The organism is Spirosoma luteum DSM 19990 (assembly GCF_000374065.1).
Taxonomy (GTDB): Bacteria; Bacteroidota; Bacteroidia; order Cytophagales; family Spirosomataceae; genus Spirosoma; species Spirosoma luteum.
This window is the reverse complement of record NZ_KB893249.1, coordinates 117,258-133,436: the sequence shown is the minus strand read 5'-3', so window position 1 is coordinate 133,436 and position 16,179 is coordinate 117,258. Positions and strand designations below refer to the sequence as shown.

The 16,179-nt window shown below is 48.2% G+C and carries 16 protein-coding genes; 7 read left to right on the top strand and 9 right to left on the bottom strand.

What is annotated here, in order from left to right:
• Positions 1-151 precede the first annotated feature (151 nt).
• The 4 genes from B156_RS0108775 to B156_RS0108760 are packed head-to-tail and all read right to left on the bottom strand — an operon-like array spanning position 152 to position 4,805.
• On the bottom strand, positions 152-1,324 hold the full coding sequence (locus tag B156_RS0108775; protein WP_018619312.1) for a 1-deoxy-D-xylulose-5-phosphate reductoisomerase: 1,173 nt from the start codon (positions 1,322-1,324) through the stop codon (positions 152-154).
• Entirely contained in the window at positions 1,321-1,920 is a 600-nt protein-coding gene (locus B156_RS0108770; RefSeq protein ID WP_018619311.1) for an HNH endonuclease domain-containing protein, read from the bottom strand. Before B156_RS0108770 ends, B156_RS0108775 begins: the two co-directional genes overlap by 4 nt.
• On the bottom strand, positions 1,907-3,289 hold the full coding sequence (locus tag B156_RS0108765) for an AAA family ATPase (RefSeq protein ID WP_018619310.1): 1,383 nt from the start codon (positions 3,287-3,289) through the stop codon (positions 1,907-1,909). Before B156_RS0108765 ends, B156_RS0108770 begins: the two co-directional genes overlap by 14 nt.
• Positions 3,290-3,302: 13 nt before the next feature.
• On the bottom strand, positions 3,303-4,805 hold the full coding sequence (locus B156_RS0108760) for a GH3 auxin-responsive promoter family protein (protein WP_026260703.1): 1,503 nt from the start codon (positions 4,803-4,805) through the stop codon (positions 3,303-3,305).
• Positions 4,806-4,992: 187 nt separating this feature from the next.
• Here B156_RS0108760 and B156_RS0108755 point away from each other — a divergent pair, with 187 nt between their 5' ends.
• From B156_RS0108755 to B156_RS0108735, 5 genes are all read left to right on the top strand, one after another.
• Positions 4,993-6,018, top strand: a complete 1,026-nt coding sequence (locus B156_RS0108755) for a rod shape-determining protein (RefSeq protein ID WP_018619308.1) — start codon at positions 4,993-4,995, stop codon at positions 6,016-6,018.
• Positions 6,019-6,053: 35 nt separating this feature from the next.
• Complete coding sequence (mreC, locus tag B156_RS0108750) at positions 6,054-6,890, top strand: rod shape-determining protein MreC (RefSeq protein WP_018619307.1); 837 nt, start codon at positions 6,054-6,056, stop codon at positions 6,888-6,890.
• A gap of 87 nt (positions 6,891-6,977) precedes the next feature.
• Positions 6,978-7,484: a hypothetical protein gene (locus B156_RS0108745; protein WP_018619306.1), complete on the top strand. Its 507-nt coding sequence runs from the start codon at positions 6,978-6,980 to the stop codon at positions 7,482-7,484.
• Between the two features lie 45 nt (positions 7,485-7,529).
• Positions 7,530-8,015, top strand: a complete 486-nt coding sequence (locus B156_RS0108740; protein WP_018619305.1) for a GAF domain-containing protein — start codon at positions 7,530-7,532, stop codon at positions 8,013-8,015.
• A gap of 30 nt (positions 8,016-8,045) precedes the next feature.
• Positions 8,046-8,774, top strand: coding sequence for a 3-keto-disaccharide hydrolase (locus B156_RS0108735; RefSeq protein WP_018619304.1), 729 nt, complete (start codon positions 8,046-8,048; stop codon positions 8,772-8,774).
• A gap of 105 nt (positions 8,775-8,879) precedes the next feature.
• On the opposite strand, the gene B156_RS0108730 is transcribed toward B156_RS0108735, so the two are convergent.
• From B156_RS0108730 to B156_RS0108715, 4 genes are all read right to left on the bottom strand, one after another.
• Positions 8,880-9,917, bottom strand: coding sequence for an aldose 1-epimerase (locus B156_RS0108730; RefSeq protein ID WP_018619303.1), 1,038 nt, complete (start codon positions 9,915-9,917; stop codon positions 8,880-8,882).
• Positions 9,918-10,015: 98 nt separating this feature from the next.
• Positions 10,016-10,822, bottom strand: a complete 807-nt coding sequence (locus B156_RS0108725; RefSeq protein ID WP_018619302.1) for a TIGR02757 family protein — start codon at positions 10,820-10,822, stop codon at positions 10,016-10,018.
• Positions 10,819-11,031: a hypothetical protein gene (locus B156_RS0108720; protein WP_026260702.1), complete on the bottom strand. Its 213-nt coding sequence runs from the start codon at positions 11,029-11,031 to the stop codon at positions 10,819-10,821. Before B156_RS0108720 ends, B156_RS0108725 begins: the two co-directional genes overlap by 4 nt.
• Before the next feature lie 127 nt (positions 11,032-11,158).
• On the bottom strand, positions 11,159-12,316 hold the full coding sequence (locus tag B156_RS0108715) for a LysM peptidoglycan-binding domain-containing protein (RefSeq protein WP_018619300.1): 1,158 nt from the start codon (positions 12,314-12,316) through the stop codon (positions 11,159-11,161).
• A 321-nt stretch (positions 12,317-12,637) separates the two neighbouring features.
• On the opposite strand from B156_RS0108715, the gene porX reads away from it, so the two are divergent.
• Both porX and B156_RS0108705 read left to right on the top strand, forming a co-directional pair.
• Positions 12,638-14,206 (top strand): T9SS response regulator signal transducer PorX, encoded by a 1,569-nt coding sequence (porX, locus tag B156_RS0108710; protein WP_018619299.1) that lies wholly within the window; start codon positions 12,638-12,640, stop codon positions 14,204-14,206.
• Positions 14,207-14,279: 73 nt separating this feature from the next.
• Positions 14,280-14,885 carry a hypothetical protein gene (locus B156_RS0108705; protein ID WP_052635747.1) on the top strand — a complete coding sequence of 202 codons (606 nt, stop codon included), beginning with the start codon at positions 14,280-14,282 and terminating at the stop codon, positions 14,883-14,885.
• Between the two features lie 33 nt (positions 14,886-14,918).
• On the opposite strand, the gene B156_RS0108700 is transcribed toward B156_RS0108705, so the two are convergent.
• On the bottom strand, positions 14,919-16,130 hold the full coding sequence (locus tag B156_RS0108700; protein ID WP_018619297.1) for an ROK family protein: 1,212 nt from the start codon (positions 16,128-16,130) through the stop codon (positions 14,919-14,921).
• Positions 16,131-16,179: the final 49 nt, after the last annotated feature.

The window sequence follows — 16,179 nt, the reverse complement described above, 5'->3', positions numbered from 1 at the left end:
AGAACCAGGATAAGACAAGTTTTTAACCTTATTTAACACGTGTAAATCGATGCAGTCGGAACGGCAACAATAAATGAACTACTAAAAAATTACCGATTTGAGTACGCAACAACAATAAAAACGCTGTGCGTGAGCGATATAATACAAACAGCTAAACGAAGGTTTTAATTCGCTCCGTAGCTAGCCGACGCACTTCCTGATCCGTACTCACGTAATCGTCGTAAGCAGGATTTTGCACAAAAGTAGCTTTGGAAAGACAGGATTCGATTAAATCCGAAATTTCCAGGAAACTGATTTGATCGTGCAGAAAGGCATCTACCGCCACTTCATTAGCGGCATTAATGATGCAGGCGGCATTGCCACCCCGGTCAAGCGCATCGAAAGCCAGTTGCAGGTTACGGAACGTTTTCAGGTCAGGCTGCTCGAAGGTGAGGGACGGATAATCCATAAAGTTGAAACGCGGAAAATCAGACTTCAGTCGATTTGGATACCCCAGCGCAAACTGAATGGGTAGCCGCATATCGGGTAGACCCATCTGGGCTTTCAAGCTCCCATCTTCAAACTGCACCAGCGAATGAACAATGCTTTGCGGGTGGACCACCACATCAATCTGCTCCGCCCGGAGGTTGAACAGCCATTTCGCTTCGATTACTTCCAGCCCTTTATTCATCAGGGTAGCAGAATCAATGGTAATCTTGGCTCCCATGGTCCAGTTGGGGTGTTTGAGCGCCTGCGCTTTCGTGACGGTCGATAAAAACTCCCGCGATTTGCCCCTGAACGGCCCACCCGACGCCGTTAAAATAATCTTCTCAATCGGGTTGTGAAACTCACCAACCAGACACTGAAATATGGCAGAATGCTCGGAATCGACGGGGTAAATATTTATTCCTTTCTGAGCCGCTAGCCGGGTGATTAGCTCGCCCGCCACTACTAGGGTTTCTTTGTTGGCCAGCGCAATGGCTTTTCCTGCTTCAATGGCTTTGATAGTCGGTAGCAAACCGGCATAACCAACCATCGCGGTCAGCACCATATCGATGGTATCCATCTGCACCACGGAGGCAATGCTGTTAGCCCCGGCATACACCTTTACGCCTAGCGGGTCGAGGGCCGAAAACACCTGATCGTACCGGTCCTGGTTACAGATGACCACTACGTTCGGATTGAGTTCGATGGCCTGTTGAATCAGTAATTCGGCGTTGTTGTTGGTTGTGAGCACCTCCACCTGAAACCGGTCGGGGTGGGCCTTTATCACCTCCACAGCCTGTGTCCCGATTGAACCGGTTGAACCGAGAATGGCGATGTGGCGTTTTTTTATGTCAGTCATGTATTTTTCAACAAGTCAAAATTGACTTTAACATTTAATTCTTCTTCAATAGCGCGGATGTAGTAAATTGTGCTTTGGTAAGGGGAATTCGATAAGCGCCAATTAATAAACTCCTGACTTGTCAACCCTGATAGCTTAATTTCTTCTTTCAAACGCTGAATATAAAAAACGCGTTGTTCTGCTAATTTTGCATCATCAAGTTTTAAGTAAGTCCTCAAATTACGGGCCTCAATATCATTTTCGTCAGCTAATATATAATTTCCGTTATCGTACAAAATACGTGCTTCAAAATCTATAGCTGTAGGATATATAAGTGGTTGATGTCTTTTCCAACGTGCCGTGCTTCCCTTCTCGTTATTCCACTGCGCTTTTACTAAAAACCAGTTTTGATAACCATCACGGTCTATTGATTTAAGCGTTGGGTCAAAATGTTCTATTTCCGCTTTATCGGCCCGACCAAGATATTCTTCAGTATAAGCGCAAATGTTATTCTGCTCCGCTTTTAGCAGTTGGGCGATACGGCTGTTATCTCCTCTCTTATACGTTAACTCTTCTTTAACGATGAGTGAATCAGTCTTTTTATTAATTCGTTTCATCAGAATTCGTCACAGAGAAATTATACTTATTTCCAATTACTGAACGCTCTGCAATCAATTCCATACGACGATCAACATTTGCCTCATTCAGGATTTTTGTACTCAAATCGAGGTAACGCTGATACTCCTCCACACCTTTATCAAGCATGAGCGGTTCCATGCCAAAATCCTGTCTTAAAATATCATTCGGGTCATCACCTTCGGGTGCAACGCCATTATGAAACTTGACCTCGCCGTTTTCATCAAAATATAAGATGAACCGCTCACAAGGTTCAAAGGCTGATGCCACAATGGGTGAGTGTGTCGCGAAAAAGAATTGGGCTTCGGGAGCAAGAGAAGTGTAATGTTTGATTAGAATACGCTGGATGTCTGGAAATAGTGAGCGTTCGGGTTCGTCGAAGAGAACAACTCCTCTATCGACTTGGCCTTTATAAATTGGGATAGCTGTTACTAATAACTGCTTAGTTCCTGTGCTCAAACCATTGTATTGCAGTTGATTGCCATTCTTCGTTCTAATAACTATCAGTGCTTCAGTTCCTTCTGTATCGACTTCTAGAAAGAAATTTTCTAAAATCGGGTTCAAACATTCAGTAGCTAAAGAAACTTTAGGATTTGGGTTTTCTTCCTGCCATTTGGTTAAGTTTTTTGTCAAGCGATCAGGGGAAAAACTACCATTCTTCTGAATGAGGTCAATCGCGATTTTTTTTAAACTTTCGTCGTATTTTTCAATATCACCTAATAGATAAGACCATAGATAACGACCATCTAATGAATGCAAAGACATTACTTTTGATTGTTCTATCTTATTTATAAACTCTTCACGTTTTTCATTGGCAAGGAAAATTTCGTCGGTGCTAGTAAGATATGGTCTATTTCCGATTTCGTTTCTGTCCCCAGTAAGAGTGTACGCATGATTCGCCGAAGAATCATCGATGTATAAGCAGAGTTTTTTATGTAATTTTATTAGTTCAAGTATGTCTAGACTTTTCATCCAGTCTAAGCTACTTCCTGCAATATCTTTGTTGTTATTTATGAAAAAATCTGTAGGGTTTCGTATGTGTTTTGAACTGAAAGAAATTTGTTGATTGTCAATTAGAGCGGATACAGAAAGATTTTCCTTGAAAGCGTTGTAATGGGTAACGGAAGAAATCGAAAACCTGTTATTTAATATTTGATAGCCATCATTTACAACCTGAAAGAAATCAAATATTACATTGAGTAACGTAGTCTTCCCCGTACCACTTTGCCCGATAAAACACACTTTCTCCAAAGGTTGACCTGCTTTCTCATGGTCAGCCGGATAGGTGAAATCAAACTTTATATTTTTGAACTGACGGTATTTGCCAATCTCGATGCCGGTTATTTTCATTTTATAGTATCCATTATGCGTTGTGCATTATCGCCACTAACCCGTCCACAATCTTTCGGTCATTGGCCAGGCGTGGCACTTTATTCTGTCCGCCTAGTTTTCCCTGCGCTTTCATGTAACGCTGAAAGGCTCCGCGTGGTAAGCTCGTTAGTTTCAGCGGTTGCAGGATGGAGCCGGTAATGAGGTCGCTGTAATATACGTTCAATTCAATTAACCGGTTATCCAAGTCACGGGTGAAGGCGACTGGGTCATGGGGGGGCGTGGCAAATTCCACCAGCCACTCGTGGTAGGGGAGACCCTCGTTCGGGCTGACCATGGGTGCTACGGTAAACTCCACCACTTCCGTTTCGGGGTGTTTCTGCATGGCATCTTTCAGGGCTTTTTCTACCTCTTCTCCAATAACGTGCTCGCCAAAAGCCGAGATGAAGTGCTTGATGCGCCCCGTTACCAGCAATCGGTAGGGGTCCCGCGACACAAACTTGACCGTATCGCCGAGAGAATAGCCCCACAAGCCAGCGTTATTGTTGACAATAACCGCGTAGTTTTTACCCAACTCCACTTCCTCAATCGTTAGTCGGCGTGGGTTTTCGGCGAAGTACTCATCGGCGGCAATGAACTCAAAAAAGATACCGCTGTCCAACAGCATCAAGAGCCCTTCTTCGGTCTGGCTGTCCTGAAATGCGATGAAGCCCTCGGAAGCCGGGTAGGTTTCTATAGAGTCGATCCGTTTACCAATACTCTCGAACAATTTAGCCCGGTAGGGTTCAAAATTGACCCCGCCGTACACAAACAACGAAAAGTCAGGAAACACGTCTTTAATCAGCTTGCCGGTACGCGCCTGAATCCGGTCGAAGTACATCTGCACCCATGGCGGAATCCCCGAAATCAGGGACATGGGTTGGTCGATGGTTTCGTCGATGATGCGCTCCAGCTTGGTTTCCCAGTCGTCGATGACGTTGGTTTCGTAGCTGGGCATCTGGTTGGTACGCAGGTAAGCAGGAACGTGGTGATTGACAATACCCGACAATCGCCCAATATTAATACCAGCTTGCTGGGTTAGCTCCGGGCTGCCGGACAAAAAGATTAATTTTTCATCCAGAAACCCACTATTTCCCGTTTCGTCAATATAATTCAGCAGCGCATCGCGGGCCGAGTTAATATGGTTGGGAATAGAATCCTGCGTAATAGGAATGTACTTGGTACCCGATGTAGTACCGGAGGTTTTAGCAAAATAGAGTGGTTTCCCTTTCCAGAGAACATCGGAATCACCAGCCAGTATCTGTTCAATGTACGGTTTCAGGTCTTCGTAATCCCGAACCGGAACCGCCTGCCTAAACTCCTGAATGGTCTGTACGTCCCTGAATCGATGATCGCGGCCAAAAACAGTGTCCTGGCCACCAGCTATCAACCGCTTGAGCCAGCGTTGTTGCGCTTCGCCCGCCTGATACATCCAGCTTTGTTGACGCTCCACCACCCACCGGGCCAATGGCTTACTAACGACCGACCGAATTCCCATAGTAGTACAAAAGTAAGGCTAATTTTAATGATGAATGATGAATGATGCGTTATGAATGATAGGTTTATCATGTGTTCTTGTCTCATCATTCACCATTCATCATTCATCATTCTGATTAATAATCTATATTTTTGCACACATTTCAATAAACCAGTACTTGTAACAAGGCGTTCTGCGCCGACCTAGAATGGGACTTTTCAATTTTTTAACCAGCGACATAGCGATTGACCTGGGCACGGCGAATACCTTGATTATTCATAAGGATCGGATTGTGGTGGATGAGCCTTCGATAATTGCGATGGACAAAGTCAGCGGCAAAGTGCTGGCTATTGGCCATAAGGCTATGCAAATGCACGAAAAGACCAATGAAAATATTAAAACTATTCGTCCATTAAAAGACGGCGTCATTGCCGACTTTACCGCTGCCGAGCTGATGATTCGGGGTATGATCAAGATGATCGACACGGGTAGCAAGCTGTTTTCTCCGTCGCACCGGATGGTTATTTGTATCCCGTCGGGCATTACGGAGGTAGAGAAGCGGGCCGTTAAAGACTCGGCTGAGCATGCCGGAGCCAAAGAAGTATACATGGTACACGAGCCAATTGCTGCGGCTATCGGTATCGGTATTGATATTACTCAACCCAATGGAACCATGATTGTGGACATTGGTGGGGGAACCACGGAAATCGCGGTTATTGCCCTGTCGGGTATCGTCTGTGAACAGTCTATCCGAATTGCGGGTGATGTGTTTACCCGTGATATTGTGGATTACATGCGCCGGGAGCACAACCTGCTCATTGGCGAACGGTCTGCCGAGCAAATTAAAATGGAAGTAGGGTCGGCTCTCCCCGAACTCGACAACCCACCGGCCGATTACGAAATCCGTGGTCGTGACCTGATGACCGGCATTCCTAAGGAGATTAAGGTTACCTACAGTGAAATTGCGTACGCCCTCGACAAATCCATCTCGAAAATTGAAGAGGCTACCATGAAGGCGCTCGAAATTTCGCCACCGGAGTTGTCGGCTGATATTTATACCAACGGTATTCACCTGACGGGGGGCGGTGCCCTACTGCATGGGCTGGATAAGCGGCTGGGTGCCAAAACAAAACTGCCTATTCACGTGGCCGATGACCCCCTCAAAGCCGTAGTAAAAGGGACGGGTGAAGTTATCAAGAACCTGGAAATGTACCGGTCCGTATTAATTAGTTAATTCATTCGATTTGCCCGGCCGCCCGCTTACACTAAATGGGAGAGTTAGTTGACTTTTTTTTTCGAAGCCGGAACTTCATTCTGTTTGTGTTGCTGGAAGTGCTCAGTTTTTACTTCATCATCAGCAGCAATAACTACTGGAGTGCGACCTATTTCAACACCTCGAACCGGTACGCGGCTCAGGTGTTGGCATGGTCCAATACAGTAAATGAATACACAAATCTGCGACAGGTGAATGCGGAACTGGCACAGGAAAATGAACTGCTCAATAATCGGTTAACCCAATTACTGCAAAACCGCCCCCCGGCCCCGGCTATGTATCAGGCCGATTCTGTCTTTGCCGACCGGTTCAAGTTTACGGTGGCCAAAGTGGTTAACAACACGACGCAACTGGCCAATAATTACATTACAATAGACAAAGGTACTGATGATGGCATCCACCCCGGTATGGGCGTTATTTCGCCAACGGGCGTGGTGGGAAAGGTGAAAATTTGCAATCAGCATTTCTCCATTATTACGTCCATTCTCCACTCCGAATATCTGATATCCTCCCAACTGGTTAAGGCCGGAGAGATTGGTTCGGCCAAGTGGGATGGGGTTGACCCAAACCTGATAAAGCTGGAGGATATTCCAAGCCACAAACCTGTTAGTAAGGGAGATTCTGTTGTGACGTCGGGTTTTAACCTGACCTTTCCTCCGGGTATTCTGGTAGGACGTGTTCGTTCGGTGGGTATACAGCCGAACCAGACCTTTCATGACATTACCCTCGATCTGGCCACGAATTTCAGCAATCTGGCCTTCGTCTACGTGGTAGAAAACCGGCTACAGGTTGAACAGGGCCAACTGGAGAAAAAAGTTGAAAACGAGAAATGAGTTTTTAGTTTATCGTTTGATGGTTGTCGTTCATGGCACGCCAGCAACAACAAACACCAAACGACGAGCAACAAACTAACTGTACAAATGACCTTTCGCGAAATCGTATCGACTGCTTTTCTCTTCCTGCTTTATTTAACGCTACAGATTTTGCTGGTCAGAAACCTGGTTTTGTTCGATTACGCCTTTTGCTTTATTTACATTGCCTGTATTCTGCTCCTGCCAAACGAAACCAGTTTTTCCTGGCTGCTGCTGATTGCCTTTGCGACGGGTTTTGTGGTGGATATATTTTACAATACCCCCGGCATGCACGCAGCAGCTACGGTATTGATGGCCTTTTGCCGACCACTGGTGGTGCGTTCTCAAATTGATGTGCCGGGACTGGAGTCAAGAATTGAATTTTCGCTTAATGAGTTAGGTACGGGTGCGTTTTTTCGTTACGTGTTTATCCTGGCCCTAATCCATCACACTGCCCTGTTTTTCATTGAGGCCAGTAGCTTAACTTTGTTCATTCCCACGCTTATACGGGTAGGAGCCAGTACGTTATTTACAACGTTCAGCATTGTGCTGATTCAGTTTTTTACCCGAAATTAAAACCCATCTGGGTTCCGGATGAGCATCTTTTTTGTTTAACACTACATGGCTGAAACGCTGTTTATACCCCAAACGACGGACCGGCAGGCTATTTACGATAGTCTGGTGCCACAACTGGCCGCGCTGGTTGCCGGTGAAACCGATATGGTGGCTAATCTGGCCAATATTGCTGCTGCCCTTAAAGAAGCTTTTGGTTTTTTCTGGGTTGGCTTCTACCTGAATAAAGAGAATCAACTAGTGCTGGGTCCTTTTCAGGGGCCCGTCGCCTGTACCCGTATCGCGTTTTCGAAAGGGGTATGCGGGGCCGCTTATACACGCGGAGAAACGATAGTAGTGCCCGATGTTGAGGAGTTCCCCGGCCATATTGCGTGCAGTTCAGCGTCGAAATCAGAGATAGTGGTGCCCGTATTCGACCAAGCCGGACAGGTGCAGATGGTTTTGGATGTTGATAGCGATCAACTAAATGATTTTACTGAAACCGATGCCAGCGGACTGGAACAGATAGCCCGGCTGATAACCGGCCTTTATTGATTAATTATACTACTAAACCCACTAAGCCCTATGCGCTATTCTATTCTATTCATTAGCTTATTTAGTTGTCTGGCGTTCCCGGACGTTCAGGGACAATCCCTCAACACGTTGTCGGCTCAGGAAAAGAAGGCCGGCTGGAAGTTGCTTTTCGATGGGCGGGATACTCGCGGATGGCATGTATACGGCGGAAAAAAGCCTGGCCCTTCCTGGCAAATCGAGCAGGGTACATTGAAATTGAATGTGCCAAACCGGGTAGGGAACAAAGCCCCCGACGGGGGTGATCTGGTAACAGATGCGGTGTTTACCGGTGATTTTGAATTTACGGCCGAGTGGAAAGTAGAACGGTTTACCAATAGCGGGATTTTCTTTTTCGTGCAGGAAAGCCCGCAGTACAAAAATATTTTCGATACCGGGCTGGAACTTCAGGTGCTGGACGATGCCATCTACGAAGGCGCGAATGAAAACAAGCACCGGGCGGGTGATTTCTTCAGCGTGGCCAATGCCCGCGTTCGGGAGTTGAAACCAGTGGGTGGATGGAACAAGGTGCAGTTTGTCCTCAAAAAGAATAAAATGAACGTGTCACTGAATGGATTCAGTATTCAGGAGCATGATTTGACGAGTGAAGACTGGAAAAAACGGGTTGCCGAGAGTAAATTGAAGGATGCTCCCATTAGTAAAGGCCAGTTCACTGGCCGGATTGGCTTGCAGGATTGGGGTAGTACCGTATGGTTTCGTAATATAAAAATCCGGTCTCTCTGATTGACGTACTAAGGCATGTGTAGAGGACGTGAGCGAAAGAGGCCCTGGGAAAGATGTTGACAGACAACATCTTTCCCAGGGCCTCTTTTCGGATCTGAACCGGCGTCAATCCAGCCGAACCCACATCGAACCGGAAAGTATACCACCGGGATCGAGAATCGCTAATCCCTCCCCGTTATTGAACGCATCCACATTGGCAGTCAGGGGCTCAATGGCAATGCTATCCCGCCGGGGTGGCGTGTAGCAAACCAAGTAGTTGAGTTTACCTTCTCCGGTTTGCTGCCCCACAATGAGCCGCGCCCCCGTTTTGCTTGACTGAAGAACGGTTTCTGAATAAGCCTGATTCTGAACCGGCTCGATGAGGAAAACATTGTTCAGCTCCCGTTCGTGCAGACGCAGGGTTTCTTCTGGTTGGGCGACTCCCTTGCCCGTTGGAAGCAGGTTCTCGTCTAATTCAATTGGACTGTGAGCCGGTAAGGAAATCGTCAGATTGTCGACTAGTTCACGCGTTGTTTCCTTATTCTCGATGAATGTAAAGTAGGGATGCCAGCCGAAAGCGGCCGGGGCGCGGGTCAAGCCCATGTTCTGAGCTGTATAGCTAATCCTGAGGGCACACATCCTGTCCGTAGCTGACGAGCTGCCATATTCCAATCGGTTGGCCTGCACCAGTTGATACGTTACCGTCAGCGCGAAGGGGAAAGGATAGCCAAAGGTATCACCGGCATAATCGTACCGTAAAACAAGCTGCGCATAGGTATCGGTTGCCTCCTGACTCACTACCGAAAAGGGCTGTCGATGCACAAAGCCGTGTAGGGCGTTATCACGATGCGTTTCGTTCATTTTGAGCGCGTAATCTTCCCCATCGAACGAGTAAATCCCGTGTCGAATACGACTGGGAAACGGGTAAAGGAACGCGCTGGCGTAGCTCTCATCTGCCACCAGTGCCTGCGGGGAATCGGGTGCTTCGATCAGCGCAAACAGGTGGTGTCCCTTTCTGAGTACCAGCCGACGAAGGACAGCACCAAACTCGGGAATGACGGCGAGGAATTCACCCGTTTCTGTGTGTTCGAGCACATACTCGATGAGGGGATCCGTGTGGGTTGGCAGGGTACCAAACGGCTGGGTCGTGATCGTAAAGGGCATAAACTAGTAAGCTTTGGTGGCTACCAGTATAATCCTGCCCGGTTACCTATTGTTTGCTGAATATAGCGAATGGGCAAAAAAGAAGGGAATGCCCGACGCTATAATTCCCCTTCAACGCCTAAGCCAAACAGGGCAAAATCGTATCGTACCGGGTCGTTGGCATCGAAAAGCCGGAGGTTTTCGGTTAGCTCCAGCGTGGCTTTCCAGTCCGTCTGAGTACGGGTAAGTAACCCCAGTTGCCGGGCCACCCGGTTCACGTGAACATCGATAGGTATCAATAATTGGTTGGGTTGCAGGCGCGTCCACAAACCAAAGTCAACTCCCCTGTCATCCCGCCGAACCATCCACCGTAAAAACATTAACAGCCGTTTGCACAACGAATTACGGGCGGGTGTGGCAATATGCTTGCGGGTACGTTCGGGGAAAAAGTCGGTGAGGCCACAAAACCGGTCATGGAACGCGATTAGCCCCTGCTCAACGGTGTTGGTAACTAAAGCGGTCTTTGTCAACGAGTTGGCGTGTAGTTGGGCAGGTAGAAACGCGTCCTCCAGGGAGTCGTTTTTCTGGTAATACTGGCGGAAGAAGTGCAGAAAATACAGCGCGTCAGTAGCGTTGAAGGTGCGGTGTTTGAACGACAGAAATCGCTTTAAATCACTTTCCTGGTGGTTGAGGACGAAGTCGTAGGGCGAGCCATCCATGAGAGTAACCAGTTGATCCGCTTTCTTCAGAATAACCGGCCGCTGACCCCACGCCAGTACGGCGGCCCAGAACCCCATGATTTCGATATCTTGCTTTTGACTAAATCGGTGCGGAATGCTGATGGGGTCGCGGTCAATAAAGGAAGGCCGATTGTATTGGTCGGCCTTCGCATCTAAAAACTCTTTTACGGATGCGTAATCATTCACTTGCTTTTTCCTCCGCTAACTACCCACGCCAGTGCTCTCGAAATACCGGAAAATACGTTCAGTAATGTCGACATAATGAAGGTGAATACGGCAATGAACGGGTAAGCCAGCGTAAACATAATGCTGAACGTTACATAACCCGGTGAGGCTTTCATTTGCTCATCGCGTTCCCGGTGACGGCGGGCAATGCGTTCTTCTTTCGTTTCCATTACGTTGATTGATTGGTCGTTGGGCATTTTGTTAGGGGTCATTACGGTTAGCGTTCATTACTGGTATAACAACCAAATAGCCATGAGTGATTAGTCGGAATCGCCAGGCGCAATGACTACTTATTGATTAACGACTAATGTAACTTACCTCAGCCCGAAAACGCCGATCCTCGGGCGAAAGTTTCGTGAACGCCAGGGAGGAGAGCTTGATCAGAATCTTGTCGTTGACACCCGTGTCTGGCAGCCGACCAATCACTTTTACCCACATACTCTGGTTGTTAAACTCATTCCGGACCTGTACCAGCGTGCCAATGGGGGCACTGCGATGCAGCGCCAGGTATTTGCCCGATCCGCTGCCTTCAATCATTTCGGCCACTCCGCTGGTCGATACCCGCCGACCACGGGTGGGCATAGGGGCATCATTGCCGGGACGTGGGGACTCTATTTCAGGCTCGGCTGGCTTCGGTGTTGCTGTTGTCGGTGTTGTTGTTGCGGGCGTATTTTTGCTGACCGACTCGTCCGTTCCGGAACCCTGTTCATTTCGCCGGGTCGGTTTAGGGTCGGCTGGGGGAACGGTTTTGGGTTCGCTGGTATGGGGTTCGGTTGGTTTGGGGGTGGCGGCAGGAACGGTTTTGGGTTCGTTAGTGCGGGTTTCGGTTGGGCGGGACGGAGTTGGCGATGTTGGTCGGGCTGGTGTATCGGCGGGCGAGGAGGGGTTGCGGTCCTGATAGGCCTTTTCGGATACAATCAACGCCTGCCCAATCAGGACGTTATCGCCGGAGAGGTTATTCCACTTCCGTAAGTCTGATTGCGATACACCATAACGACTGGCCAGACTGTACAGCGTTTGGCCCGTTTCTACCACGTGGATACCGGCTTTGGCCGGGTCGCTGGACTTCTTCGCATCGTTCTCGGTCGAGGCCTGTTTCTTTTCTTCCTTTTCCTGTTTCTTTATTGCTTTGTCGATCTTCTTCTCTTCCTTCTTGCTCAATGCACCATCAGGAATTGGAATTCTGATAACCTGATCATACCGAAGCGCGTCGGCCATGTCGGGGTTAGCGGCTTTTATGTCGGCTACCGACCGGCCATACCGACGGGCAACGGCATACAGCGTCTGGCCTTCGTCCACCCGATGCAGGATGAATCGTTTACCGTCTATTTTCTCAATGCCAACGGAGTCAGTAACGGGCCTTCTGTTCGTGGGAACGGTAAAGGCCCGAACAGAAATGACGTGCATAAAGCCGATAAGGAGAAATACGGCACCGCAGACAGAATAATTTTTCATAGGGTAAATACAATAGGGTCTGATACCAGCGGGTGTTAAGTCCCAATAGACTGTCGGTATGGTATAGTAACGACCCAAGTCCTAAAATTAAGGCAAATTTAGCGGAAAGCAGGTATGCTATCAGAACGCAATTCCTAAAAAAATAAGTGATCTGTACTGAATTCAGCACCTTCATACCCCTGTTAAATCTTGTTAAAAACAGGGCCCGCCCGATCTTTCCGAACACAAGTAGACGTTTGATGTTAAACAAATAAGGATTTACGTTACCCGCTTTTTCTGTGGGCTAGCCACAATCCCTTTTATAAACTACTCACTGAGCACATGCAAAATTACTCGATACTCTGGGCTGATGATGAAATAGATCTCCTGAAACCCCATATTCTGTTTCTTAAAAATAAAGGGTACGACGTTACCCCCGTCAACAGTGGCGCCGACGCGCTGGATCAGGTAGAACAGGCAAACTACGACGTTGTCTTTCTGGATGAAATGATGCCGGGTATGACGGGCCTGGAAACGCTCTCGCAGATCAAGCAGATACGCCCCAACCTGCCGGTAGTCATGATTACCAAGAGTGAGGAAGAGCACATCATGGAGGAAGCCATCGGCTCCAAAATCGCCGATTACCTCATCAAACCCCTCAACCCGAATCAGATTTTACTGTCGGTTAAAAAAATACTGGACAACAAGCGGCTCGTTACCGAACGCACGAACATTGGGTACCAGCAGGATTTCCGGAATATATCCATGCAGTATAACGACCGGATGGATTTCGACGAATGGACCGATGTATACAAAAAGCTGATATACTGGGAATTGGAACTGGATGAATCCCAGGACAAAAGTATGCTGGAAGTGATGAACATGCAGAAGAGCGAGGCCAACTCGGAGTTCTGCAAGTTCGTTATCGACAACTACGAAGACTGGCTGAACGACCCCAAGATGGAGAGCCCGGTCATGTCGCACCAGTTGATGCGGAAGAAGGTGTTTCCCTTGCTGAATCAGGCGGGTGATACGGATTCCCCACTCTTTTTTATCCTGGTGGATAACCTGCGCTATGACCAGTGGAAAATTATCCAACCCCTGCTGGCGGAATACTTTACGGTGGAGGAAGAGTCCTCTTATTACTCGATTCTACCCACAACGACCAGTTTTGCCCGTAACGCTATTTTTTCGGGGATGATGCCCAGCGAAATGGAGCGCAAACATCCCGATTTATGGGTCAACGACGATAGTGAAGATGAGGGCCTGAACAACCACGAAAGCGAGTTTCTGCAGCGGCAACTCGACCAGAGCCGGTTGAATATCAAGATGTCGTACCATAAGATTCTGAATGTCAATCAGGGTAAATCACTGGTCGATAACTTCAATAACCTCCTCCAGAATCAGTTGAATGTAGTGGTATACAACTTCGTGGATATGCTGTCGCACGCCCGTACAGACATGGCCATGATTAAAGAACTGGCCCCCGATGAATCGGCTTACCGCTCCCTTACCCGGTCGTGGTTTATGCACTCACCCCTGCTGGAGTTTATTCAGCGAATTGCCAATAAGGGGGGCCGGATGATTATCACCACCGACCACGGCATGATTCGAGTGCAGAAACCGGCTAAAATTGTGGGCTATCGGGAAACAAACACCAACCTTCGCTATAAGCAGGGCAAAAACCTGGGCTTTGAGGATAACCACCTGTTTGTGGGACGTAAGCCGGAGCGGCTCTTTCTGCCCAAACCGCACGTATCGACGGCCTACGTCTTTACGCTGGAAGACTACTTCTTTGCGTACCCTAACAATTACAATTATTACGTGAATCACTACCGAAATACCTTTCAGCACGGGGGTGTATCGCTGGAGGAAATGATTATTCCATTCGCCTACCTGAAAGCGAAATAAATGAATGTAAGAGCATAAAAAATGGGGCAGTAATCTACTGCCCCATTTTTTTGCGCATAAGTCAATCATCCGAATGAGAAGCCCGATAAAATACTTGCTTTGGTTGATGCTTAGCCTGCCCCAAACAAGTAGGGCTCAGGTAAATAAGGTTATTGGGTTAGCACACTACGTTCCTGGCCTTATTACGGTCGATTCACTCGACGCGGCCGATTTCAGGGAACAAGAGCAACCTCTGGTCAAGGGAACGCTGGCGCTGGTGTGCAACCATGTTCGTACGTTTACCGCATCTCGGGTGATAGTGGAGGGCATTCCTATAACCAACCTTGTGTTACACTTCTACGATGATCGCTTATTCCGGATTGATTGTGACTATATGGAACCGTTGAGCCGGGATTTTACCCGAAAATTTGGGCCGGGTGTAAGCAAGCCCGTGAGCCAGTTCCGGGTATGTATCCAAACGGAGGATAAATTCCTGACCGTATGGGGCAAAGGCTGGCCGGGTGAGGAGACTACGGCATTTGTCGTTTATCTGAAAGGATATAATACCGAATGCCAGCCGGAAGAAGATGCCCGGTTGATACTCTGGAGCCAGCAGCTTTCGGCCCTGTGCTCGGAGTGCGACTTACAACCCACCAATCCATTTATGGAGGAGTACCGCCAGCTACAGCAAAGAGAATAGCCAGTATCCTTTGACGTAATGCCAGACTGATGATCAGGGAATATATTCCAGATCGAGCAGATTCTGGAGAATATACGCCTGCGTACCGTACAGTTTGGCCATCTCACCCAGTAGCGACAGTTCTATGGACAGGTTGTCCCGATAATTCAGCAATGAATATTTTGCAATGGCCTGTTCAATAGGCCGGGTGATTGCTCGGGTTGCTTTGGCCAGCACCCCATTGACAATAATCAGTTCGGGATTGAACAGATGGACGGCGGTAGCCAGACCCCGACCTAACTCACTGCCTACATCGTTGAGCAGGTCAATACAAAAGGCATCACCAGCATTGGCTTTCTCGATAATCAGTTCGATACCGATGGTATCCGGGTGCCGTTCGGCCAGGGCGGATATCCGGCCTTCCCGCAGCCCTTCCTTTGCCCGCCTTATCAATGATGAAGCCGAAGCTACCGTTTCCAGACAGCCTATTTTACCACAGGTGCATAATTCACCGTCGGTTTTCATCTGAATATGCCCCAACTCACCCGCAAAACCAGCCATTCCCTGCAAAATGGCTCCGTTGGTGATAACGCCTAACCCAATGCCCCAGTCGATGTTAATCGACAATACGAAGTTTTTCCCCTGAGCCAGCCCAAAACGGTGTTCGCCCACCAGCATGGCCTTGGTATCGTTGATCAGAAATACGGGAGCATCGAATATCGATTGTAGTAAATTACTCAGCGACTGGCCATTTCTGGTCACCTCGGGGTAGGTGTGATTGATGCCTTCTATTGGGTTAACCAGACCGGGCATGGCCACCCCCGACCCAATGATGACCAGCTCGTCTGCCTGAATCTGATTAGCCAGGTCTGTGAGGGCATCGCGCAGATTGTCCAGAAACGAGATGGAGTTTGCCAGTCGCAGGGGCAAGTCGACCCGGTGCAGCACCTGATTGGCCAGGTTGAAAACCACTAGTTTTGTATCATGAACCGTACTATCGACCACAACGGTAGCGTAGGGGGAAGGGGAAAGAGCAAACAGGGATGGTTTCCGGCCATACTGAGCGGTACCGGTGCCAATGCCCTTCACCCACTGGCCGACGTTCAGTTCGTCAATAAGGGCAGTCATAGAAGGTACACTGGTTTGAATCAGATTCGCTAACTGGGCAATGGTGCCTGACTCGGCTCGGTATAGTTCGGCAATGATGTTTCGTTTCAGCTTATTCTTTTTCGTGTCAATGACCGAAAAAATAGCATTCTCCTGCATGGTCCTTAGGGTCAATTCAAAGTCGCGGCTACTGCAGTATCTATACGAA

Bases quoted from the DNA above. Each gene is read 5' to 3' on its own strand.
- mreC (WP_018619307.1), top strand. From the start codon at position 6,054: ATGGGAGAGTTAGTTGACTTTTTTTTTCGAAGCCGGAACTTCATTCTG.
- B156_RS0108705 (WP_052635747.1), top strand. From the start codon at position 14,280: ATGAGAAGCCCGATAAAATACTTGCTTTGGTTGATGCTTAGCCTGCCC.
- B156_RS0108740 (WP_018619305.1), top strand. From the start codon at position 7,530: ATGGCTGAAACGCTGTTTATACCCCAAACGACGGACCGGCAGGCTATT.
- B156_RS0108760 (WP_026260703.1), bottom strand. From the start codon at position 4,805: ATGGGAATTCGGTCGGTCGTTAGTAAGCCATTGGCCCGGTGGGTGGTG.
- B156_RS0108745 (WP_018619306.1), top strand. From the start codon at position 6,978: ATGACCTTTCGCGAAATCGTATCGACTGCTTTTCTCTTCCTGCTTTAT.
- B156_RS0108720 (WP_026260702.1), bottom strand. From the start codon at position 11,031: ATGGAAACGAAAGAAGAACGCATTGCCCGCCGTCACCGGGAACGCGAT.
- B156_RS0108755 (WP_018619308.1), top strand. From the start codon at position 4,993: ATGGGACTTTTCAATTTTTTAACCAGCGACATAGCGATTGACCTGGGC.
- B156_RS0108715 (WP_018619300.1), bottom strand. From the start codon at position 12,316: ATGAAAAATTATTCTGTCTGCGGTGCCGTATTTCTCCTTATCGGCTTT.
- B156_RS0108730 (WP_018619303.1), bottom strand. From the start codon at position 9,917: ATGCCCTTTACGATCACGACCCAGCCGTTTGGTACCCTGCCAACCCAC.
- B156_RS0108770 (WP_018619311.1), bottom strand. From the start codon at position 1,920: ATGAAACGAATTAATAAAAAGACTGATTCACTCATCGTTAAAGAAGAG.
- B156_RS0108700 (WP_018619297.1), bottom strand. From the start codon at position 16,130: ATGCAGGAGAATGCTATTTTTTCGGTCATTGACACGAAAAAGAATAAG.
- B156_RS0108775 (WP_018619312.1), bottom strand. From the start codon at position 1,324: ATGACTGACATAAAAAAACGCCACATCGCCATTCTCGGTTCAACCGGT.
- B156_RS0108735 (WP_018619304.1), top strand. From the start codon at position 8,046: ATGCGCTATTCTATTCTATTCATTAGCTTATTTAGTTGTCTGGCGTTC.
- B156_RS0108765 (WP_018619310.1), bottom strand. From the start codon at position 3,289: ATGAAAATAACCGGCATCGAGATTGGCAAATACCGTCAGTTCAAAAAT.
- porX (WP_018619299.1), top strand. From the start codon at position 12,638: ATGCAAAATTACTCGATACTCTGGGCTGATGATGAAATAGATCTCCTG.